This window comes from Labrys sp. LIt4, from assembly GCF_017813775.1.
GTDB lineage: Bacteria > Pseudomonadota > Alphaproteobacteria > Rhizobiales > Labraceae > Labrys > Labrys okinawensis_A.
In genome coordinates this window covers 65250-87554 of sequence record NZ_JAGIPY010000018.1, presented here as the reverse complement: position 1 = coordinate 87554, position 22305 = coordinate 65250, and the positions used below count along the sequence as shown (strand labels likewise).

15 protein-coding genes and 3 pseudogenes are annotated in these 22305 nt (G+C 63.1%); 9 read left to right on the top strand and 9 right to left on the bottom strand.

Annotated elements, in window-relative coordinates; translation table 11 throughout:
* Window positions 1-5: 5 nt before the first annotated feature.
* Together J8I29_RS25060 and J8I29_RS30120 are read left to right on the top strand one after the other, a co-directional pair.
* Entirely contained in the window at window positions 6-1001 is a 996-nt protein-coding gene (locus J8I29_RS25060; RefSeq protein WP_209433724.1) for an ABC transporter permease, read from the top strand.
* A 30-nt stretch (window positions 1002-1031) separates the two neighbouring features.
* Window positions 1032-1295, top strand: a pseudogene (locus J8I29_RS30120) (substrate-binding domain-containing protein); the annotation flags it as partial.
* A gap of 124 nt (window positions 1296-1419) precedes the next feature.
* Here the strand turns inward: J8I29_RS30120 and J8I29_RS25050 are convergent.
* Genes J8I29_RS25050 through J8I29_RS25040 form a run of 3 tightly spaced genes read right to left on the bottom strand, consistent with a single transcriptional unit; the run spans window position 1420 to window position 4046 of the window.
* A complete protein-coding gene (locus J8I29_RS25050; protein WP_209433723.1) occupies window positions 1420-2349 on the bottom strand; it encodes a homocysteine S-methyltransferase family protein in 930 nt (309 codons plus the stop codon).
* Window positions 2350-2362: 13 nt separating this feature from the next.
* On the bottom strand, window positions 2363-3205 hold the full coding sequence (locus tag J8I29_RS25045) for an amino acid ABC transporter permease (protein ID WP_209433722.1): 843 nt from the start codon (window positions 3203-3205) through the stop codon (window positions 2363-2365).
* A complete protein-coding gene (locus tag J8I29_RS25040) occupies window positions 3195-4046 on the bottom strand; it encodes a transporter substrate-binding domain-containing protein (RefSeq protein WP_209433721.1) in 852 nt (283 codons plus the stop codon). Before J8I29_RS25040 ends, J8I29_RS25045 begins: the two co-directional genes overlap by 11 nt.
* Before the next feature lie 118 nt (window positions 4047-4164).
* Between J8I29_RS25040 and J8I29_RS25035 the strand changes: the two genes are divergently transcribed.
* The 3 genes and pseudogenes from J8I29_RS25035 to J8I29_RS25025 all read left to right on the top strand — a co-directional run.
* Complete coding sequence (locus tag J8I29_RS25035) at window positions 4165-4353, top strand: MetQ/NlpA family ABC transporter substrate-binding protein (protein WP_245197345.1); 189 nt, start codon at window positions 4165-4167, stop codon at window positions 4351-4353.
* A 48-nt stretch (window positions 4354-4401) separates the two neighbouring features.
* A complete protein-coding gene (locus tag J8I29_RS25030; protein ID WP_209433719.1) occupies window positions 4402-4755 on the top strand; it encodes an ATP-binding cassette domain-containing protein in 354 nt (117 codons plus the stop codon).
* Window positions 4728-4919 (top strand): annotated as a pseudogene (locus J8I29_RS25025) (metal ABC transporter permease); the annotation flags it as partial. The gene J8I29_RS25030 and the pseudogene J8I29_RS25025, both read left to right, overlap by 28 nt.
* 214 nt (window positions 4920-5133) lie before the next feature.
* Here J8I29_RS25025 and J8I29_RS25020 read toward each other — a convergent pair.
* A complete protein-coding gene (locus tag J8I29_RS25020; RefSeq protein ID WP_245197344.1) occupies window positions 5134-6045 on the bottom strand; it encodes a hypothetical protein in 912 nt (303 codons plus the stop codon).
* A 139-nt stretch (window positions 6046-6184) separates the two neighbouring features.
* Between J8I29_RS25020 and J8I29_RS25015 the strand changes: the two genes are divergently transcribed.
* From J8I29_RS25015 to J8I29_RS25000, 4 genes and pseudogenes are all read left to right on the top strand, one after another.
* Window positions 6185-6901 (top strand): carbonic anhydrase, encoded by a 717-nt coding sequence (locus tag J8I29_RS25015; RefSeq protein WP_209433718.1) that lies wholly within the window; start codon window positions 6185-6187, stop codon window positions 6899-6901.
* Between the two features lie 74 nt (window positions 6902-6975).
* Window positions 6976-7143 (top strand): annotated as a pseudogene (locus J8I29_RS25010) (aldehyde dehydrogenase family protein); the annotation flags it as partial.
* Between the two features lie 431 nt (window positions 7144-7574).
* Window positions 7575-11159, top strand: coding sequence for an autotransporter outer membrane beta-barrel domain-containing protein (locus J8I29_RS25005; protein ID WP_209433716.1), 3585 nt, complete (start codon window positions 7575-7577; stop codon window positions 11157-11159).
* A 22-nt stretch (window positions 11160-11181) separates the two neighbouring features.
* Window positions 11182-12954: a hypothetical protein gene (locus J8I29_RS25000; RefSeq protein ID WP_209433715.1), complete on the top strand. Its 1773-nt coding sequence runs from the start codon at window positions 11182-11184 to the stop codon at window positions 12952-12954.
* 112 nt (window positions 12955-13066) lie between these two features.
* On the opposite strand, the gene J8I29_RS24995 is transcribed toward J8I29_RS25000, so the two are convergent.
* The 5 genes from J8I29_RS24995 to bcsN form a co-directional block, all read right to left on the bottom strand.
* Window positions 13067-15460 (bottom strand): cellulose synthase, encoded by a 2394-nt coding sequence (locus J8I29_RS24995; RefSeq protein WP_209433714.1) that lies wholly within the window; start codon window positions 15458-15460, stop codon window positions 13067-13069.
* Between the two features lie 11 nt (window positions 15461-15471).
* Window positions 15472-16566, bottom strand: coding sequence for a glycosyl hydrolase family 8 (locus J8I29_RS24990; protein ID WP_245197343.1), 1095 nt, complete (start codon window positions 16564-16566; stop codon window positions 15472-15474).
* Window positions 16563-18980 (bottom strand): cellulose biosynthesis cyclic di-GMP-binding regulatory protein BcsB, encoded by a 2418-nt coding sequence (locus J8I29_RS24985; protein ID WP_280871141.1) that lies wholly within the window; start codon window positions 18978-18980, stop codon window positions 16563-16565. Before J8I29_RS24985 ends, J8I29_RS24990 begins: the two co-directional genes overlap by 4 nt.
* A gap of 89 nt (window positions 18981-19069) precedes the next feature.
* Window positions 19070-21268, bottom strand: a complete 2199-nt coding sequence (bcsA, locus tag J8I29_RS24980) for a UDP-forming cellulose synthase catalytic subunit (protein ID WP_209433712.1) — start codon at window positions 21266-21268, stop codon at window positions 19070-19072.
* Window positions 21265-22134, bottom strand: a complete 870-nt coding sequence (gene bcsN / locus J8I29_RS24975; protein ID WP_209433711.1) for a cellulose biosynthesis protein BcsN — start codon at window positions 22132-22134, stop codon at window positions 21265-21267. The genes bcsA and bcsN overlap by 4 nt, the downstream gene beginning before the upstream one ends.
* Between the last annotated feature and the right edge of the window lie 171 nt (window positions 22135-22305).

Sequence of the window (22305 nt, the reverse complement as noted above, 5' to 3'; positions counted from 1 at the left end):
GGATCATGCTGCGCTTCATTCTCGGCCTGACCGTGCGGGCGATCTCCACCTTGCTGATCGTCCTCGTCATCGCCTTCTTCATCACGCGCCTTGCCTACCAGAATCCGGCGGTGATGCTGGCGCCGCGCAATGCGAACCAGCAGGCGATCGATGCCGTCGCTCACGCCCTGCGCCTCAACGAACCCTGGCACATCCAGCTCTGGCAATATCTCTATCGCGGGCCGGACATCCAGGGCGCGGCGATGGGGCTTGCGCACTGGCCGCCCGGCCTCGGCTATTCCTTCCGCAAGCAGACAGGTGTCACAGAGCTGATCCTCGACAAGGTGCCGGTGACCTTCTCGCTCGCCCTGGGGGCGCTGGTCATCTGGATGGTGGTCTCGCTGGTGCTGGGTATCCTGGCGGCGCGGCGGCCGGGTTCCCTGCTCGACCATGCCCTGGCGGCCATCGCCTATGTCGGCCTGTCGGTTCCCACCTTCCTCTCCGGGATGCTGCTGTCCTTCTTCCTGTTCTACCAGCTCTCGACCCTTGGTATCGACTGGTTCCCGAGCAGCGGCTATGTGCCTTTCTTCGACAACCCCTTCGAATGGGCCCGTCACCTGGCCTTGCCCTGGCTGACGCTGGCGATCGCGGAGATCGGGATCTTCCAGCGCGTGGTGCGCGCCGCCATGCTGGACGTGCTGGGGGCGGACTATATCCGCACCGCCCGGGCCAAGGGGCTCAGCGAATGGCGCATCCAGGTCGGCCATGCGCTCAAAGCTGCCTTCAACCCGATCATTACCCTGGCCGGGCTGGAACTGGCGGTGATCATGGGCGGGGCGATCGTCACCGAGCAGATCTTCGGTCTCGACGGGGTCGGCAGGCTGGCGATCAATGCCGCGCTGGACGGAGATTTTCCCGTGGTGATCGGCACCACCATCTTCACCGCGGCGATCTTCGTGGCCTGCAACTTCCTGGTCGATGCCATCACCCGGCTGCGCGATCCGCTGGCGGCAGCCGGGTGAGTAGCCAGCAGGAATTTCCGCAGCCCGCATGGAGAGAGCCAGCTGCAGACCCTGGTGACGCAAAAGCCCGATGCGGTGATCCAGACGCTTGGCATGCTCTCGGTGGTCGTTCCCTGGCTGAAGAAGCTGGGCCAGGCCGGTATCCCCGTTTTTTCCGTCGATCTGCCCTCGACCAACGTCATCAACACGGCGACCTCGGATAATTTCTCCCTGGGCGCCCAACTCGCCTTGCAGCCGGTCTCCGATATCGGCGGCAAGGGCAATGTCGTGGTCTTCAACGGCTTTTTGGGCGTGGTTTCTTGTGTTCGGGCGCCCACCAAAACAGCCGAAATAACCATGATGGCCACGAAGGAGAGCAACCAATCGCCCTGTGCCTCAAAGAAATTGAAGGCGCGGGGCAAGCGCCTGGCTGGCAAGGTCAGTATGCAGCTTCCGAAGATTGACGAAAACGATGGATAGCCTCGATATGCTCGGGACCGATGCCGCAGCAACCGCCGACGATCGTCGCCCCGCGATCGACCCAGTGCCGTGCCCATTTGAGATAATTGTCAGGAGCGAGATCGCTGCGGATCTGTGAAATACCCGCATAGGGCGTATCGGACGGAGGCTCGGGCAGGAAGGCGTTGGCATAAACGCCCAGGCCGATACCCCGCTTCTCGGAAGCATGAATGGCTGTGTTCGCCGCTTCGACGGCCTCAGTCATCGCTTCGGGTTGGCTGCAGTTGAACAGGATACTGGCTGCACCCTGTTCCAGCGTCTGCGTCACTGCCTGCCCGACAGCCTCGCCGGAGCGCAGCTGCGGCGGGCCCCGGCGGCCATCCTCATCGCGCAACGTATAGGATACCCAGTATGGAAGGCCGGTCGGACGTACGGCTTCGATGGCGGCGAAGGCTTCCGCCGTCGAGCTTTGGGTCTCAATCAGCCAGAAGTCGACATGAGGCGCAAGTCCGTCGACCAGGGCGCTCAGGATTGCGGGTGCGCGGCTGGGCTGGAAACGCGAAGGGCGGTAGCTTTCGAAAAGTGGGGGCAATGATCCGGCAACCCGGACCGGGCGGCGGGTTTGATCGGCCACGGTGCGGGCCAGGCTGCCGGCGCGCGCCGCCAGCACGGCGCCTTGCGAGGCGAAGCGCTCCTCGCCGATCATATGGGGCACGATGCCGTAGGAGTTGGTGGTGATGATATCGGCGCCGCTCTCGACATAGAGGCTATGCGCCTCCGTCACGAAATGAGGCGCCTCGATCAGAGGCAAGGCCGACCATTCGGGCAGGCGAAATGGCGCGCCGAGGCGCTCGAGCAATCGTCCCATGCCGCCATCGAGGATGGTGAAGCCATTGATCTTGCTATTCATGTTGCGTTGACTTTCAAGGGCGAGCGGTTGCGGCGGCTCGGCCGAATTTCAGCTCGAGACGGTATTGGACGAGCTCCAATCCGATCGAAAGCAGCCAATAGATTGCTGCCGCTGCCATCAACATCTCCATATAGCGGAAGGTCGAGCGTCCATAGGATTGAGCCAGGAAGTTTAGCTCCCACAGTCCCATGAGCGAGACCAGCGAGGAATCTTTCAGCATGGAAACGAACTGCGTTCCCGCCGGCGGGATGATGATGCGCATGGCCTGTGGCGCGACGATCTTGATGCCGATTTGCCAGCGTCGCAGGCCCAGCGCCATTGCCGCCTCGGTCTGTCCGCGCGGGATGGCCGCGATTCCCGATCGGATGATCTCGGCAAGATAGGCGCCGTAGTTCAGCGACAGGGCCATGATGCCCGAACTCAGCGCCGACAGCACGATGCCGAGTTGCGGCAGTGCCAGATAGATGATCAGGACCTGGACGAGCAGCGGCGTGCCGCGGAAAAGCGAGGCGTAGAAAGTTGCCGCGGCGAAGGCCAAGGGGTTGGTAGAAAGGCGGCCCAGTGCCGCGAAGATGGCAACGATCAGCGCCAGCACCATCGAGATGGCGGTGATGAAGACGGTGAGGGCGGCGCCTTGAAGAAAACCGTCGGCAGTCAGTCGGAGACCGAGAAGGAAAGGCAGCTTTTGGCGGATCAGCGCAAGATCCAATCCGAGCGCGAAAAAACCGCACGCCAGGATGGCCAGCATGCAGGCCCATACCAGCCAGACCTTCTGCCGGAAACCAAGGTGGCCTATCCCGGGAGCGGGCAGGGGCCGGATGCGCCGACCGGCTCCCGCCGTATCTTCAATCGACATCTTTGGTGATGTCCGTGCCGAACCATTTGTTGGAAATCCTGGCCAGCGTGCCATCCGCCTTCAGGTCGGCGAACACACGCTTGATCTCGGCGTTCCACTCCGGGTCGCCCTTGTCGGTGACGACCGCGTTGGGCTCGGCGAACAGGGGATCGCCGACGATTTTCAGCTTCTTGGTGGTTTCGATACCGCCCCTGGCCGTCGCCAGCGAGGCGACGATGGCGTCGAGCCGAACCCCCGGGCCGAGAGCCAGGTTCTGGAAATTCACGGTTTCATCGCCCGGCACGGCAAAAGCATCCTTGAAAGGAAAGGCGATCGCCTTATGCCCGGGAATGGCGAAGTTGCGATTGACATAGGCTTCATAGGACGAGCCGGTGCCAACGCCGACCTTCTTGCCGGAGATGTCGGCGACCGACCGAATAGCCTTCTCATCCTGGTGCACCACCAGCACGGCTGGCGCGCTGTAGTAGATGACGGGGAAGTCGACGACCTTGGCCCTTTCCTCGGTCGGCGTGGCCGATGAGATCGCTACGTCCCAGCGCCCGGACCACTTGCCGCTGATGATGGCCTCCCAGCCCGGTGTCTCCAGCTTGAGCTTGGCACCGAGCTTGTCGGCAAAAGCGCGGGCGACATCGACGTCAAAGCCGTCGAGTTCGTTCTGGGCATTGATGAAACCGAAGGGTGGATAATCGTTGACCAGGACGTCGACGACCTGTCCGGATTTCTTGACGCGATCCAGGGTCTCTCCGGCCCAGGTCGGCAGGGCCCAGCAGGCCGCCAGGGTAAGGGCGATTGCAGGCACGCCCAACCGGGCCTTGCCGTGGTTCTCGGGTAGCAATGTCATTGTCCTTCGGCTCTCTTGCCAGAGCGCTGCATGGGCGACCGGGCTTGTGATTGAGCCTCCCTCTTCCCATGAAGAACTTTATTTGTCTATTAATTTAATAGATTTTATGTACAAAAGATTGACGCGTTCCGACTCGACTGCCGCATCCCCCCGGGAAGGCAATCCCTACGCCAATGTCCTGGTCACTACCCCGAAGCTGGCAGATGATCCCAGGATCGCTCGCTTGTCCAAGCTGCTGACCTCCCCGGAAGTCGCCAAGTTCATCCGCGAGCACTATCAGGGCTCCGTCATTCCCGTGGACAATTGACGCGGTTGGCCATAGTGGGCCGAGGCTCCGTCGCATCGCGGCGGGGCTTTGCCATGGCGATCGGAAACCGCCATAATCCGTATAGAGAAGCTGCGTAAGGTCTACACGCAGCGCAGCCGCGAATTCGTCGCCCTCGACGACGTCACGCTCGATATTCCAAAAGGAGCGGTCTTCGATGTGCTTGGGCGCAACGGGGCTGGCAAGAGCACGTTGATCCGATGCCTGAACCTGCTCGAACGGTCGACGGTCGGCCGCATCATCGTTGGCGGGCATGACCTGACCGCCCTGCCGCCGAGCGAATTGCGTCGGCAACGCTGGCGCATCGGGCACGATCTTCCAGCTTTCTCGTCGCGCCTCGGCTCAACAGGGTCGGGCGCTCGCTGCCTTTCGTCATTCTGCTGATCGCCCTGATGCCGCTGACCCGCCTGATCGTCGGTACCAGCCTGGGCAGTACGGCGGCGGTCGTGCCGCTGACCATTGGCGCCGTTCCGTTCTTCGCCCGTATCGTCGAAGCGGCGCTGGCGGAGGTGGAGAAGGGTCGGATCGAGGCCGTGCTCGCAATGGGCGGCGCCTTGCGGCACGTGATAGAGAAGGTCTGGCTGGTCTCAGCCGATGCCGTGGCGAGGCGGTCAAGGCCTATGCCCGAGAGACCAACCGGCTCAACCAGGAGCGCCGCGCCCAAAGCGAGCAGGATCGCAAGGCCCTCGACAAGATCGAGCGTGCCATTGGCGGCGATCGAGGATGGACTCTATCAGCTCAGGCAGACTTGATGTTTGCTGCTCACGCAGGCGATGCCGGTTGCTCCAGCGTCGCCGCTATCTCGCCATAGTGAAGCATTTGCCAACAAGCCCAGTTCTCGAATTCGACCAGGAGATCGTTCTCGAGATGAATGAGGCTCCCGGCTTCGATGACGAACCAATTCGCCTGCCTGGCCTCGTCCAGCAAATTGCCGACATGAGCGCGCGAAACCTGAAAGCGTGCAGCCAAAGCGCGCAGGCTGAGAGGAACGGCCTGGGGACACTCCTTGACGGTCGCGGCGTAGTGGGCACCGATGATGGCCGTCAGCAACGGATAGCCGCAATCCCGGCCAGCAAAATGCAAGACCCGCTGGAAAGGGTGGATGAGGGTGCCGTCGCCGAGGACGAAAGCTGCGGAGCGCTGAAGGAGTACGCCCAGCCTGTCGACATCCGTCAGGGCAATGGCCCAGGCTGGCCGCCAGGTCTCGATTTCATCCAAGGCCGAGACGAAGAGGCGGCCGGAGCGTCCAATTTCCTCAACCATCACGGCGGCGGGTTTGAGCGGTTTTCCTCGACCACCAGCAGGTTCGACCGTGCTTTCCAGGAAGCGGCCGGCTTTCAACGCCGCGACGAAGCCTGCTGTCTGGCGGGCGCTCGACGGAGTGATCTTCTGGAGAGCTGCCAGCGTCGGTGAAGGGCCCTGGCCTTCACGCCAAGCATAATAATTATGAATCAGTAGATAGGCAGCGACATAGCGTTCAAACCGATCGAAGAGCTTATAAATCGGCCATACGACAGGTGGCTTTGCAGCCATGCGATGGCAATAGCGAGCTACAGCCGGCTTGAACCCCGGCGCCAGACGCAAGCTGGCGGCGCGGCGCATGAAGGATTCGCTCAGCCGCTGTGCAGGGCGGCGAACGGATATTGGTAAGTCCGCATGTGCTTCAAGCTTCAATATAAAGAATCCTGCAAAGTTTGGACTCGGGATTCTAGTTCTTTGCGCTCACCATCGAGGGGTATCGATCATCTCACACCGGCACAGCTAAGAACCCCGCAGTTCTTTGGCGCATGCTCAATATACCAGGATGGGTTCTATGTGCGACCAACATGCAATATCCCTGACGCGCCGCAGACTCCTGGCGACCGGCCTTGCTGGCGCATTTGTTGGCGGGCTCGCCTTGCCCGCTGCAGCGCAGCAATCAGAGACACCCTCCGCTCAGAACACCATATCACCCGACGAAGCATTGAAAAGGCTGCTTGAAGGCAACGCGCGCTACGCCAGCAACTCGTCGCAGAATCGTGATTATTCGGCAGGACGAGAGGCTCGTTCCAGCGCGCAGTATCCCATTGCTGGCCTTGTGAGTTGCGCGGATGCGCGCGTTGCTCCCGAACTCGCATTCGACCAAGGCCCCGGCGATCTTTTCGTTGTGCGCGTCGCAGGTAATTTCGTCAATGACGACGGTCTGGCCAGCCTCGAATATGGTGTCAAGTTCCTGGGCATGCCGCTCATTGTGGTGTTGGGGCATTCCAATTGCGGTGCCGTGGCCGCAACCATCAAGGTGCTCAAGGACAAGATCGCGTTGCCAGGTCATCTTCCGCAACTTGTTGGGGCCATCAAGCCGGCTATCGATCGTGCCGAGAAGGCCAAGGCCTCCGATGCCCTTGCCGAAGCAACCCTTCAGAACATACGCTACAATGTGCGTAAGCTCGAGAAAGCAGGTCCCATCATCGCCGATTTCGTTGCCAAGGGTAAAGTCAAGGTCGTGGGCGGCCTTTATGACATCGCCACCGGCAGAGTGAGCTTGGTGTGAGATATGTCTATATCGGAATGTTGCCCTGGCATACGGCAAGGGCCAGAAGGTAACAACCGACCCGCTCGATGGACGATCTCGGCTTCAGGTTCTCGACCGCTCAACGCTGCACCGCCTCCTCCCGGCTCATTGTCACGGAGGGTATCCGCGGCAAGTTCGTGGCAGCCGTCGGCGAACGTCTCATCGTCGTGAATGACGCGCCGAGGACCGGCACACATATCGGGCCGGTCGTCGACGAGATGTAGCTCCAGCAGGATTCTATTTGTTGGTGGATACTTCGTTCTGCGACATCTTTGAGGTGCCATCAAACGAATGCCAGTTTGCGTGCAGACGATTGTTCTTCGATCTGCGACACTGCCCTTTGATATAACTTTCCGGCCATTCGGACCGGCAGCGTTCGCTCTCCAGCCCATGGCATGCCGGGACCGAACAACCAAGGGCTTCTAAAAATTGCGAGTTCGTGGAGCGCCAACTCCCAATAGAAAGACACCCGCTTACACTCCGGCCCTGCAGAAATTTTATGCGGAGACATGCGCAAGCCGCATAGAACTCGCGTCATTTTTTCGATAGTAATTCTTCCCGGAAGACGCGATTCACGGCGTTGGGTGACACATTGCAACGAAGAAAATGTGCCACGCTTGCATCTGTTTTGACGATCTGCTTGGCAACGACGATGCTGACCTGCATTGTTCGCCCGGCCTCGTTGAGGGCACAGAGCTGGACGGGCGCCGTCGACAATGATTGGATGAATGCGGCCAACTGGACGCCCGCCACGCTGCCGACCAGCGGCGATGCCGTCAACATCGACACCACCACGCCCAATACTGTCATATTGGGAGTTTCAGGCGCCGAAGCGCCGGTCAATGTCGCAGATTTATCGGTCGGCTCCAGTGGCGTGGGCGCCCTTACCATCCAGGCCGCAAGCACGCTGTCTTTATCCGACCGCGGCGTGATCGCGGATGAAGCTGGCTCACAGGGAACGGTGACCGTCGCAGGGGACGGCTCGGCTCTCACCGTACAGAACGAGCTCGAGGTTGGGAATGCCGGTAAAGCCGCGCTGATCGTGCAGGGCGGCGGTTCTGTCGAAGCGGGCACTGTCGTGGTGGCGGGTCAGGCCGGCTCCACCGGGACCATCACGGTCGACGGTGAGGGTTCTACCCTGTCGGTTGGTTCCTCTTTCCTGATCGCAGGGTCCGGCGACGGCGCGCTCACGGTCGAGAATGGCGGCAAGGTCATTGCCGGTGACGATCTGACGATCGCGGGCCTCGATGGTTCTTCGGGGAGCCTCGCGGTCAATGGCAGCGGTTCGTCCCTGTCCGTCGAAGGAGGGATCGCCATCGGCACAGGAGGGAAGGGCTCGCTGACGGTCACTGCCGGCGGACAGGCCGACGCTGCCGAGGGTGTCAGCATCGGTGGGGCCACAGGGTCCGGCGTACTGACAGTGGATGGCGACGGTTCGAACTTCCACAGCGATTCGTTTCTGATAGTCGGCGCCGACGGGGCGGGCAGCCTCTTGGTGACCAATGGCGGCACCGTCGGCGCCGACAGCGAGATCACCATCGCCGATCATGGCGCCGGCGAGGCCACGGTGAGCAAGAACGGATCGACACTGACGACGGCCGATCTGAGTGTCGGCAGGCACGCTGTCGGGACGCTGTCCGTCAATGCCGGCGGCACAGTCCGCGCGGATGATGTCACGCTCGGCGTCGGCCAGGATGGCAGCGGTTCGGTGGCGGTGGCCGGGAAGGGGTCGTCGATCTCGACGGGAACGCTCACCATCGGCTTGGCCGGCATCGGGCAATTGATCGTCAGCGAAGCCGGAACCGCCAGAAGCGGCGGCGGTATCATTGGCGGGGCCGCAGGCGGGAGCGGTACGGTTACGGTGGATGGCGCGGGGTCGAGCTGGACCGACAGTAAGGCGGTGACGATCGGCGATGCGGGTAGCGGTATATTGACCGTGGTAAACGCAGGGCGCGTCGATACCAATGCCGGTATTCTCGGCAATACCGCGACCGGAAGCGGCACGGCGCACATCGCGGGAGAAGGCTCTGTCTGGACCAATGCCGGGGCATTGACCATCGGCAATGCCGGCACGGCTCTCTTGAACATCGATACTGGCGGAACGCTTGTGAGTGCCGCGGCCTCCATCGGTTCGAAAGCAGGCGGTAGCGGCACCGCGGTCATCGCTGGTTCGGGTTCCTCATGGATCGCCCGCGGTGCGGTGACAATCGGGGACCAGGGCACAGGCAGGCTCGACGTCATCGATGGCAGTAGGATGGTCGCTACGGGTGGCGTTCTCGTGGCATCGCAAGTGGCCGGCAAAGGGACGCTCAACCTTGGCAGTCAGGGGGAGTTGCAAACGCTCGCCCTGACGGCCGGCAAGGGCACGGCCCAGGTCAATTTCAACGTGGGCGTCCTGAAGGCTCTCGCGAACAACGATGCTTTCATTTCGGGCTTTTCCGGAACCCAGCTCAACATCCAGGCCGGAAACCTGACGATCGACAATGCAGGATTTCGGATCGCCACTTCCAGTCCCCTCACCGGTAGCGGCGCGTTGGTCAGCCAGGGATCGGGCATGCTGATCACCAATGCCGATAACAGCTATGCCGGCGGAACGCGTGTCGCCTCGGGCATATTGGCCGTTGGCGATGCGGCCCACGCCGGTGCGGCCCTGAGCGGCGGCGGCGGCATAGAGGTTTCTGCCGGGGCAATGCTGGGCGGCTATGGTAGCGTCACCGGGACCTTGACCAATAGCGGCATCGTTGCGGTCGCCAATGCGATCGATGGTTTCGGGAACGGACGTTCCGGGACCTTTACCGTCAATGGCACCCTGTTGAACAATGGCGTGGCCAAAGTGGCCGGCACCGGCGTCGGCAATGTTCTGAGCGTTGCTTCCTATGTCGGGGGCGAGGGCAGCACCATTGTCCTCAACACCTATCTCGGCGCGGACAATTCGGCTTCGGACCTTCTGACCATAAACGGGGGCACGGCGAGCGGGCATTCCATTCTTGCGATCCATAATGCCGGCGGCCAGGGCGCTGCGACCGTCGGCAACGGTATCCGCGTCGTGGCTGCCGCCGATGGCGCTACGACCGACCCGAATGCCTTCTCGCTGGCGTCGGTCGTCGCGGCCGGCGCCTATGACTACAACCTGTTCAAAGGAGGGGTCGGCTCGAGCGTCAACGACCAGGATTGGTATCTGCGCACGGTGGGACTGAGTGCGTCGGCCCAGACGGCGGTCGCCTACCCAGACATTCTGGGCAACTTTGCCGGAGCCACCCTCGCCATGCTGCAGCAACGCAACGCCAGCCGCATTCCGCCGCGATGCCCACCCGGCGGGAACCTGGGGCAGGGGCCGGAGATGGCAGGTCGGCCGGATGATTGCTGGGCCGGCCGCGTGGCAGAGCCGATATTGCAGGGCGCTGGCGCCTGGGGCCGGATAGGCGGCCAGGCCGCCTCCTATGATCCCAGACAGGGCAGCGCCTACAGGCAGTGGCTGGGCTTCATGCAAGCGGGCTATGAAGGAACCGCTCTGGAGACGACCGCCGGCTTTGCCACCGTCGGTCTCTACGCCAGCATAGGCACTTCCAAAGCCACGATCGATGTGACCCGCGATCCGGTCACTGGAATGGCGCGGAGGGGCAGGATCTCGACAACCGGCTATGGTGTGGGAGCCGATGTCACCTGGCATGGCAATGACGGCCTCTACGCCGATCTCACCGGGCAATTCACCTGGTTCGAGAGCAGCCTTTCCGACAAGGTCGGAGGCCATGGCGAAGGTTGGGCGACCGCAGCTGCTCTGGAGGTGGGAAAGCGCTACAGCCTGGCGCCGGACTGGACGCTCGTCCCATGGGCACGACTGGCCTACACCGACGTGCACGTGGATGGGTTCACCGATCTCTCTGGTGCCGCTGTCCGGTTCGACCGGGCCGAGAGCCTGCATGGCCTTGGCGGTCTCCGGCTTGAAAAGCTTGCCAGCTGGCGGGACGCCGGCGGCCAGGCACATAATCTTCTGATCTACGGCACGGCGGGCCTCGACTATGCCATCCTCGATGGTACGAGACTGGATATCGGCGGCACCTTTCTCACCCAACGAAATCAACGGCTGTGGGGTGACATCGGCATAGGTGGCTATTATGCCTGGGGCGCCGCCTGGGTCCTCTATGGCGAAGCGGGCTATTCGATGGCGCTCGGCCCTCGCTCGGGCAGCGAAAACCATGTCCTCAAGGCCACTGCCGGCCTGCGCCATACCTGGTGAAGGGAGACGACAGGGAAAGCGCATGCCGGGCAAAGATGACATCGCCACTGACTGCAGAAGAAAGGCCATAAGGATAGGGAGTGTGGCCCTTGTCGCGATGGTCGTGACGATCGTCGCTGCGGACGGTGCCGAGAAACAGCTGCCCGCGCCCGCCGCCGCAGGAGCCGTCATCCCCGCTGCGCCAGTACAAAGCCCGCCTCCCGCCAGGGCGACTGGAGAGGGGCAGGTCATCATCCCCTTGACGTCAGGTCCGGCACCTGCCGTCTCTCCAGAGATCCCGCGCTCGGCGCCATCCCAATCGGATTTGGCGATCATTCCACTGGCGCCGTCGAAGCCGGCTCCAGGCTTCACGGTCCATCAGCCGGCCAATCCGTCTGCCGCAAGCCCCGCCTCGTCAAGCTCGGCGATTATTCCCCTTGCGCCCATGGCCGCGAAGCCGTCGCCGGCTGCTCCTCCGGCAGCGCCTGTCGAGAGCAAAGCGACGACGGGCTCGACAACGGTTCGGACACTGGTTCCCGGGGATACGGCGGAAGATGGCGCGGCTGGGGATCGTGACGTCGATGGGACAGCCCTGGCTTATTTCGCGCGAAATGGCGAAACCATCCGGTACATCAGCGAAGTGACGCGCCTGCAGTCTCTTTATCCCGGCTGGGTTCCGCCAAAGTCTCCCTCCCGGTCGCCGTCGACGACCGACGCAAGACTCGCCACCTTGTGGCAACTTTATGCCGAGGGGCGGCTTGCAGCCGTCCGAGAAGCCGTCGCCTTGCGCCAAAGGTCCGAGCCGAACTGGTCTCCCCCTCGGGACCTGATGGCCAGGGTAACGGTTGCGGATACCCGCGAACGCATTCTCGCTGCCTCCGATGCCAAACGATATGCTGAGGCGGTCACCCTCGCTGCCGCCACACCCAGTCTGCTCACCTGCGGCGATGTCGAGGTTCTCTGGCGCGTGGCCGAGGCATTCGGACAAACGGATCGCCGAAGCCGGGCGTTGGATGCCTATCGTTACATTCTCACCACGTGCAGCGATCCCGATATCCGGCTGGCAACGCTGCAGAAAGCCGCCGCTTGGCTCTCCCCCTCGGAACTCGGGCCGCTGCAAACTCTGGGAGCGGACGCAAGCACCGGCGACGGGTTCCGTTCCATCCGCGAGGCATTCGCCCGAGATGCTGTCACGGCCGCCGCCGAGGATCCGGCCAGGCCGCTCGGCGCGGCCGATCTCAAGCTCTTCCAGGCCATGGCCGAGGCCAATGGCGCGGCTGCCGACGCCTTGCTGGTGGGGAATTTCTTCCTGCACCGCGACAACTTTGTGCAGGCCGAGCACTGGTATCGTCTCGCCTTCGCGCGGAACGCCTCCGCCTCTTCGGCAAATGCGCTGGCTGTCGCCCTCCTTGCGCTCAAACGGCCGGCAGAGGCGGAGACCCTTCTCTCTCCCTGGCAGAAGAACGACGACGAGGCGCGCAGGACTTACCTGCGGATCACGGCCGATCTCCTGTCGGCCAGGCCTCCGGCTTCTCTCTCACCGGGTGCCCTGTCACGCATGGCGGCAGCCGTAGCCGCCAAGCGCGACGTCTCGCTGGCTCAGGAATTCGGCTGGTACGCCCACAGTTTCAAGCAGGACGTGACGGCGCTTCGGTGGTTCGCGACGGCCCTCAGCTGGCGCCCCGATGATGAAACCTCGGCCTATGGTTTCGCCGTGGTGAGCAGATCCATGGGGCGGCGTGATGCCCTCAATGATGTGGTCAAGGCGTGGGGCAGCCGTTCGCCTCGCATCCGGGCGCTGGCGCAACTGCGCTGAGTCTCTCTCCCGCTGCGAGATTGCCGCGATCAACTGAACATCAACTGTGGGGGTCGTTCGCGCCGGTATCTCTCCGTTTCCGATCTGCCACGGAACCCATAGGCATCGCTTCTCAAAAGCGGCTATGGGTGGCCTCCTTGACGGCCTCGACGGCCCCCGCTGCCTCGGAGTTGCCAGTCGCGGCTACCGCTTCGAACACGCGGCGCGCCTCGGCGAAGCGCTGCAGGTGGAAATAGGACCAGCCTCGCAACATCAGGAGATCGGTCTGTTCCGGCGCAAGGCTGGCGCGCGTGTCCAGCGCCATCAGGGCCTGGGCATAGCGTCCCCCCTGATAGTCCTTGAGGATGCGCTGTGTGAGAATGGACAGATTGAGCTCCCTGGCCCTACCGGTCGGCTGAGAGGCCTGGGTGGAGGCCGCGGCCGCCTGGGATGTCAGGCCCAGCCTGAGATAGGCCAGAGACAGACCGTAGGCGGCATCCTGCCTCTGCTGGGCCGATCCGGCTGACAAGGCCGCCTGAAAGACGACGACCGCCTCGGACGGCCGATCGAGCTTCATCAGGCACCATCCGCCGGCAACCCCTCCAGGACAACTTCCTCGTCCCGCAGACGTAGCGGCCGGGGTGGCCGGGGTGGCCGCGGTCCGGCGCGGGCGTGATGGTGCGCGCCTGGCGGGCCTCTCGGTCACCATCGGCTGGTCGGCGATCGATTGCCCCTGATCAGCTTGAGGCACAGGCATAAAGACCTGCGGCTGGGAGGCCGGCATCGCCTGCGGCACTTGTCCCGGTAGCATCGTGGCGACCGGCGCCGACCCTCCCGAAACGGGCTGCTGGGGCGCAGGCGCAGATAGAACCGGCGCTTGCGGGAATTGCGATGGCTGGGAAGGTTGCTGCATCCCAACCGTCCAGGGAGCCTGGGTCGCCGGACCGGTCTGCGGGTTCGTTCGCGCCAACTCACGGGCGAGTGCCGGATCGAGGAGAGCGCGAATGCGCAGCGAGCGTTGCCCCCAGGCGTTGACCACGCTTCGGACCATGTCGCGCCGGTTCATGCCGAGATTGGCAATGGCGAGGCCGTAGGCGGAAGGTTCATCGTCGGGCTTCCAGCTCAAGGCGGCCGCGAACCAGCGGGCGGCCGTCTCCTCCTGGCGATAGTAATGGGCAAACCAGCCGAGTTGCTGCGCGGCGGCGGGATCACGTTGCGCCGCCACGGCTGCCACAACGCGGGCGAGGACCTCCGCGGTCAGTGCCGGCGGCGGCTGCTGGGCCAGCAGATTGGCGATCGCCGCCATATAGCTCTTGCGGGCCCCGTCATTGGCATCGTGCCAGGGAGCCAGAATGGCTTCCGCCTCCGCCGCCCGCTTGAGATCGATCAAGGCCAGGGCAAGGCCCTCCGCGGCAGCCGCCGTATTCTGCCGTTCGAAAGCCCGGCGATACCACTGCTCGGCCTGCGTGGAATCGCCATGCCCGCGAAAATAACCGCCCAACAGCAGCGCATCCCCCGGCGACTTGTCGGTCCTGGCGATGTCGCCGAGTAATTGTAAGTCGGACGGATCGACCACCAGCTTGGGATCTGCGCCTCCGGCCGCAACCGCGTTGCGCGCCAGCCCTTCGCGGATCGAGCGGAACTCGTCTCCATCGGTTCCGGAACGACCGAGAGCCAGCAAAGGCTCGATCTCCGAGCGAGGCAGCAATGTCATTGCTTTTTGCATGGTCGAGAGACGATCATGCGGATCGGTACAGGAGGTAAGGATATAGCGGTAGGCATCCTGGGCCCGCATCTTGCGATCGGTCTGTGCGAAGGCTTCGGCCAGGCGCCAGAGAACATCGACATCGCCGCAGGTGAGCAGGCTGGGCGTCACCGTCGCCAGCTCGATTACGGTCATATATTGCTTGGCGTTCGATGCGTTCACGAGGCGCTCGCGCGTTTCCGCCACCGCAAGACGGTCGAGCAGGTCCTTGGGCGGGATCCAATCGCGTTCCCTGCCCTGGCGGGCAACGATGGCAGCGCGCGCAGCGGCGAACTGCCCTTGCGAATAGAGTTGCCACAAGGAGTCGAGCTGGGGGTCGGAGACCGGCGGCGCCTTGAGCGGATCGTCGGGCGGCACCCAATCTGGATAGAGCGAGCGCAAGCGCGCGATTTCGGTGTTCAGGCGCCGAGTATCGCCCTGGCGCGCAAAATAGCGCAGCGCCGTTTCATCGACCGCCGGTTTGGCGGCCTGTTCCGCCACCGGCGACGGAGGTGCCGCTTCGGCTGGCGCGGGGGAGGGCTGCAGCGGGGCCGCCGGCTGGGGCGCCGCCGATGGTGCCGGAGGGGGAGCAGGGGGAGGCTCGTCGCTTCTTGGCGTCAGGATCTCGGCGGCCTGGGCGCTTCCGAGCCTTATGACAGGGGCTGTCGGCGCCGCCTCTTGCTGGCGCCAGGAAGATGATTGGGCGTCCGGCTTGGGCCATAGGCCGGTGATCTGCCAGGCAACCAAGGCCAGCAGCACCAATCCTGGTATGACGATACGCAAGCCGAACGGTCTCACAGGCACTCCGGGTAATGTTGCGCAACGGCCGAAAGGGCCAGCAGATAGAGGGTGGCGGGGTAGTACACTTCCAGCTTCGGCGATCGCAGTTCGGTGGGAACCGGCTTGCGGTCGAGAGCGCATTGCAGCACGGCCCCGATCATCCGATAACCTGGATCGTCCATGGCGCCGATCTGCTTGTCGCCCGCGAGATCGAAGATGGGCGGTGCCGCGGTGCCATTTCCCCAGGCCTTGGCGAACGGCTTGAGCAACGCCTGGTCATTGTTGCCCGCGCGCAGGAGATAAAGCGGGATCCGCACGGCATCATAGCTGAAGCGAGGCTCGAAGCCCGCTGCCAGGGCTGGCTTGGCTGATTTCAGGGATATCCAGTCGGCCGGAAGTTCGGCACTGCCGAAGCGGGCATCCCGTATCAGTCCTTCGCCGCTCGCGGCCAGCGCCTTCCAGTCTGTATTGGGAGCCAGGCGCGCCAATACCGGCAGAGCCTCGAAGATCCAGTAGGACAGATTGAGCACCGGTCCATCGGGTCTGTCCTGCGGGCCGAAACCCTTGACGCCTGGCATGAGGACGGTGTGCGCCCCAACCCGGCGCACAAGCCGCTGTCCGATCGCTTCGGCCATGTTGCGGGAGGTTTCGGTCCAGGATGACACCTCCCACAGATTGCCGCCCAGGGCGAGTGCATAGGCAATGAGGATGTCGCCGTCGGCCGCGTTGTTGACGTCGGTGACATGCGGCTTGCTGTCGGGGTCCCAGCGCCATACCGCCAGCCCATCGTCGCGCAGCAGCATTTCATTATGGGTAAAAGTCCAGATGCGCGTGAAAGTCGCGCGATCGAGTGCCAGCACCGAGAGCAGGAGACCGTAGCCCTGCCCCTCGCTATGGCTGATACTTTTGTTGGCCGTATCGATGACGCGGCCGTCCAGCGTCACGAAGCGGTCGCGCCAGGACTGCCATTGCTCTGTCGAAAGAGTGCCGGGCTTGGCCGGCTGCCCAAACGAGGCCGCCCCGCCCTGGCTGGCCGTCAGCATGAATGTCGCGATCATTGCGATTGTGACCAGCAGACGAACGGAGCCGAACATGCGGCGCTCGATCATTGAGAGATTCTCCGGCCTATGCGGGATAAGAGCAAAGCTGTCGCGAGGCCGAGCAGGAGGCAAGCCGCAAAAAGCAGGAATGCAAATGCCAGGAGGTTCTCCGAGAGCCAGTTCGCGGCGATCAGACGCAGATTGGTGAAGGAGAGAGGTTGGGTGGCGGTGAGAGAGGAGGTGGTAACAGGCTGGATCTGCACTTCGGCAAGGCGGGTATTGTAGGTCGCCAAGCGTCCGGAAAGCTGAAACCATTGCGGGCTGGACGTAAGGGTATTGGCACCGGCACGCAGTTCCCTGGTGCTTGGTGCCGTCAGCAGCGTCCAGGTCTTGTTGCCGCTTGGGCTCGGGCCTTGTGCGATCATGGCCGAGGTATCGCGCGAAGGATGAAAGGCCACGTCGCGGCTAGGCAGGAAGCGAAGGGTCTGGCTGGATACCTGGAAGGTCCGCTGGAGCCAATCCTGGAAGGAACTCACATTGCCTCGCCAGCCACCACCTTCTGCTTTCAGTGTGTCGCGCCAGCGATCGAAGGTTTCCTGGGTATCAGCGGGTTCAGTTGCGGCCACGGGCAGCGTCGCAGGCGTCGGGCCCGGCGGATTTCCAGCAGCGGCCGAAGGGAGGATGGGTTCGTCGTTGTGGGGTTTCCAGCCAGTGCGCAGCTGTTCATCGAGATTGAGTTGCGCTGGCACCTGCTCGGGAATATCCGGAGCCGGCGCAACGAAGAGGGCATGGCGGTCGTCGAGAGAGGGCGCATTGGGGTCGATGTTGATTAAGCGCCCCGCGGCTAAAGCCATTCGCGCCAGAAGCGTCGCGGTTGCCGACATCACCGGGCTGTCATATCTGCTGACCACCAGCGCCACCGGATCGACGGCACCATTATAGGGAAAAGCAGTGCCCTGCAGCGCTGCCAGGTTCGGCTGCTGGGCGATGCGCGCATAGTCCGGCATCACGAATTCGCTGCTATCGAACAGGGCGAAACGATTATTGCCTTTGGTCGGTCCCGCCGCACATTGCGAGTCCATCGTCGTGAAGAGCTGTGCCTCGAAGGTGACGCGGTTCGGCCCCGGACGAAAATGCGTCATGGGAATGCGGATCGGCAGATGTCGCAGGATTTCACCACCGCTGGTTCGCAGAGGCGTGGTGGCGGCTATGTTTCCGTTGACATAGATATCAAGGTGGCTGCCGGGCAGCACCTCGCCGCTGTAAGCGGCATCCAGCAGTAGCGTCGCCTCGCCTGCGGAAACCGAGTAGAAGTCAGAGGGCAAGCCGATCTGGAATTCGGTCCTGAAGCGGCGGCCGGCGAACTCCTGGGTGGGAACGCCGAGATTGGCAAACCTGACATGGCTTTCCCGCAGCAGGAGCGGCGGATTGGGAGCGAACCACCGACTCGTATCGAGCATGTCGCGGATGTTTCCCCGCGGGCGGTCGACCAACGCGGCGACCGCGTCGACGGCCTTGGAGACGGAAGCGGCATCGGGCCCCGACACCAACAGTGTCGACGGGCCGAGCGCTGGATCGTCTACGAATGTCACGATGGGGCGGGAATCGGCGTCCTTCGGCACGGTGCGCAGCAACGGCCGTACCTCCTCCACGGTGCCGATCACGGCCGTCACGGTTCCAGGCTCGATCGAATCTCCCGTGCGATCGGTAACCAGAACATCCAGGTTGGGCATGCCGATGAGAATGGAAGCAGCCTGAGCGAAGCGCAGGATCGGGTTAGCGGACGCCTTGGCGCCGAGGGATGGCGCGATGATGCGCAAATGCGTCAGGCCGTTCGCATCGGGAGCCGTGGCGGCAAGATCCTCCACGCGCGACAATCGCGCCGCTGCCGAGGAGGCGAAATGAAAGGCTGTGGTCACGCTGTCGATTTCGGTGCGTAACTCGTAGGTGGAATTGATAGTGCAATCCGTACGGTGACGCTGGACCACCTGGAGCCGGACGAGATTTGGCCCGGCCTTCAGAAGATTGGCAGGCAGTTCGGCGGAAAGCTTGCCCGTCTGGTCGGAAGCCGTGATCGGCGAATCAAAAACCGTCTGATTGTTGATGGACAGGATGAGGCGGGATGCTTCAGGCGCCACCACGACGGAGGCCTTATAGCCCAAGGTCAGCGTGGTCGGGCTCGCGACCTGATTCTTGGTCAGAACGACATACCAGGCCCGGCTGTCGACTTCCCCTTCGAGGACGAGATGCCGAAAAGGCATCAGAGGCCGGTCGAAGGTTTCGGCCTGAGCCGCTTCGACTTTGGGCGGTGCCGATGGGGGAGCAATCACCTGCGGCGAGGGCGGGGGTGTCGGATCGACAGCCGGTGGCGGGGCAGCGGGCTGGGGCGCGGGCGCCAGATTGGCAGTCGGTGTCGGGGGAACCGGGCTGGGCAATGATGGCGACAAGGCGGGCGCCGGCGCGTTGCTCCTCTCGGGCGCCATGTCGAAGGGAGATGCCGATTGATCAGCCCGGGCATGGGACAGGCCTGCCAGCGGCAGCGCCATTGCGACCAGGATGAAGATCAGGCCTCTCACGTCGGCTCTCCCGCCCTTTGTTGCGGCACCGGGGAATCGGCCCTGGCCGGTACGGAAGCACGATAGAGATAGATCAGGCCGCGCACCGTTTGCTTGAGGGCCAGCGCGTAGAACCAGATGGTGCCGCGTAAGATGCCTGGATTGTAGCGACGGGCGGCCTGGAAGGCCGTCCAGCGGTCGGACGTTGCATAGAGGAGATCGGCTACGAGGCGGAAATGGATCGGGTCCGACGTCTGGAAGCGCACTCCTATCGTCGTGCTTCCGGCGCCGGCACTAACCCTTCGAACGACCACCGGCAATTCCGGCCTCCCGTCCAATCGCGACAATGGGGTAAAGCGGATCCGCAACAGGCTCTCGCGCTCGAGACCCTTGACGGCTCCGACGATGCTGATGCCTGCACCGTTGGTAGAGACATTCTCGATCATCGCCGGAATGACAGTATCGCCGAGTATCAACTCACAACGCCGGTCCGCCCTCACGCGCTGGCTCGACTGGCGCTCGCCACGCTCCGAGACCACGCCGAGCGCGCAGCCGGCCAGCAGAACGTTCAGCAGGTTCCACATGCCGACCACCAAGGTGACATCCGCCTTGTAGGGCTGTTCGATCAGGCGGAAGACCGTCATGCCCATGCCGGCGATCAGCACGCAGAAAAAGGCGAAGAGGGGCCAAGCTATTTCAGAAAGCCTGCTTTCCTGGACGGAGTCGTCCTTGGCCGTCACCCGGAAGGTCGGTTTGGTCGGATGCATAATGACCGATGCCAGCGCTGGCAGCAGATAGAGCGTCTGGGCGTATTCGTAGAGTTCCGAAATCCAGGGCCAACGATACGAACCATAAAGATAGTTCTGCATCATCAGGTTCACCAGCATGTAGGAGAGCGTATAAGACAGAAACTCCTGGCCGGAGGCGACGAAGATCTCAAGATTGAAGAACAGGTAAAAAAGCGGGGCGACGAGAAATACGAGGCGCGCCAGGGGAAAGAACCAGAATAGAATACTCGACATATAGCAAAGGCGCTGGGAGATCTTGAGGCCGCGCTTCATGAAAGGACGTTGGAACAGCAATATCTGCACCATGCCTTGGGCCCAACGCGAACGCTGGCCGATGAAGCTGGCAAATGTCGCCGGCTGCAGGCCTGCGATCAGAGGCTTGTCGACATAGATGCTGTGCCAGCCTCGCGCGTGCAGTTCCATCGCCGTTTCGCAGTCCTCCGTGATGCTGCGGCCCTTGAAACCCTCGGTCGCCTCGAGAGCGGAGCGGCGAAGAGCCGCTGCTGAGCCGCAGAAGAACGAGGAATTCCACTTGTCGAGCCCGCGCTGGATGATGCCGTAGAACATCTCGTTCTCGGACGGCATCTTCTGGAACGTGCGCAGATTGCGTTCGATCGGATCCGGGTTCAGGAAGAAGTGCGGCGTCTGCACCATGAACAGGCTCGGATCATCCCGGAAGAAGCCGACGGTGCTATGCAGGAAGTCCCTGGCCGGAGCGTGATCGGCGTCGAAGACGACCACGATATCGCTGGAGGAGTGGGCGAGGCCGTTGTTGAGGTTGCCGGCCTTGGCATGCTCGTTGCGGGCACGGGTGAGATAGTTGGCACCCAATTCCTCGCATAGGCGTTTCAGCCGCGCATGACGCTGCTGGGCCTCCACTGCCGCCTGGAGATCTTTCGAGTTGCGTTTTTGCTCCGTGCCGCCGTCATCGAGGAGATAGACATGCAGTTTGTCGGGCGGATAATCCATGCCCAATGCTGCCGCGAGCGTTCCCGCCAGAAGTTCTGCCCCTTCATTGTAGCTGGGAATGAAGACATCCACGCTCGGCAGTTCATCGTCGCGCAGGCGCGGCGCCACCCGTGACGGAAGCGGCGTGGCGACAACGAAGAGCGACAGCGCCAGCATGGCGACACAGTACATTTCAGCCAGATAGACAATCAGCCCGACAATGAAATTCTCGGGCTGGTTTATCGGCGGCAGCGTGCTGGTGGTGCGCCAGTAGACGTAGCGCAGCACGATCGATGTTCCCAGGGCAAGCGCGATCAGGCGCCAGACCCCGGTCGGCTTGACCGCCTTGAGGAGCGCCATCGCGATCACCACGGTGGTGCCCGCGATGAGATGGGTCTGCTGGCTGATCGGCAAGGTTACCAGCACCAGCACGAAAAGAGAGGTGAGCAACCAGAACAAGACGACGAGAGCTTTTGTCATGGCTGTGTCCCCTGGGGAGGAGCCGGGATCACGGGTGGCGGCGGCACGGCGGCGGAACCGGTGCCCGCTTGCACGGCGGGAGGGGGAGGAATGGCAACGCCGGTGGCAGCCGGGGCCATGACAGGTGGTGGGGAGGCGAACACCCCGGCGCGCACAGGTGCCCGCCTACGGCGAGGGACCGCCGCGGCGGGAGCCGCCGGCGGAGGCGCTGCCGACAGAGGCGAGGGCCCGATCGGCGCGCCGGCGGCTCCGATATCCGGGGACAGGGGGCGCGGCGCCTGTGACCAACTTCCGCTCGACAGCGATGCGTTGACATTGAGGCCCATCATGGCGGCGACGAGGTTGGTCTCGGTCGCATTGGGACGACACAGGCGAAGACGGATGGAGACGGTGGCGCGCCGGTTGAACAGGGACACGTCGAGATCCGGGGTTGCGATGCGCTGCCAGGCGTAGATGCACAATTCACCGCGGGCGGCCCGGCCGAGCGCATAGCCGAAAGGTCCATACTGGTTCTGGACATAGGTCAGCGAACGGCGCATGGGCACTCCCGGCAGAGCCGTCTGGGCCTCGCCGGCGAGTTGTTCTTCATTGAGCGGTCGGTCCGCTAGCCTGTCCTCCACACCGGCAATCGAATTGCTGATGCCTAGAACATCGACCCGCAATTCGTTTTGTCCCGGCGCGGCTCCATCGGTGGCGAGCGCGATGGCCTGGCGCGTCGCATTGGCATAGGTCGTCTGGACGATCGATATTACCGGCGGCGCCCCCGGCCCCAGGGAGGCGAAGGCCGCCTCGGGCGGCACGACCGTGACCGAACTGGTATCGGAGACCACGGAGCGCGGCGTACTGCAGCCCCACAGGAGAGGCACTATGCTTGTGCAGAATATGATTGTGAAACGGCGAGAGATTTGTCGATTTCTTCTCCCTGACGAGTCACGTTGAGCTGCCAAAGGATAACCTCCCACCCGGCGAGATAAACCCCTTGGATTCGCAAGGTGCTCCATGAACAAGCCATTTCACGCAATCGAACAATCAATATC

Bases quoted from the DNA above. Each gene is read 5' to 3' on its own strand.
- J8I29_RS25045 (WP_209433722.1), bottom strand. From the start codon at position 3,205: ATGTCGATTGAAGATACGGCGGGAGCCGGTCGGCGCATCCGGCCCCTG.
- J8I29_RS25060 (WP_209433724.1), top strand. From the start codon at position 6: ATGCTGCGCTTCATTCTCGGCCTGACCGTGCGGGCGATCTCCACCTTG.
- bcsA (WP_209433712.1), bottom strand. From the start codon at position 21,268: ATGACAAAAGCTCTCGTCGTCTTGTTCTGGTTGCTCACCTCTCTTTTC.
- J8I29_RS24990 (WP_245197343.1), bottom strand. From the start codon at position 16,566: ATGATCGAGCGCCGCATGTTCGGCTCCGTTCGTCTGCTGGTCACAATC.
- J8I29_RS24985 (WP_280871141.1), bottom strand. From the start codon at position 18,980: ATGGCGCCCGAGAGGAGCAACGCGCCGGCGCCCGCCTTGTCGCCATCA.
- J8I29_RS25040 (WP_209433721.1), bottom strand. From the start codon at position 4,046: ATGACATTGCTACCCGAGAACCACGGCAAGGCCCGGTTGGGCGTGCCT.
- J8I29_RS25015 (WP_209433718.1), top strand. From the start codon at position 6,185: ATGTGCGACCAACATGCAATATCCCTGACGCGCCGCAGACTCCTGGCG.
- J8I29_RS25000 (WP_209433715.1), top strand. From the start codon at position 11,182: ATGCCGGGCAAAGATGACATCGCCACTGACTGCAGAAGAAAGGCCATA.
- J8I29_RS25005 (WP_209433716.1), top strand. From the start codon at position 7,575: ATGCTGACCTGCATTGTTCGCCCGGCCTCGTTGAGGGCACAGAGCTGG.
- J8I29_RS25050 (WP_209433723.1), bottom strand. From the start codon at position 2,349: ATGAATAGCAAGATCAATGGCTTCACCATCCTCGATGGCGGCATGGGA.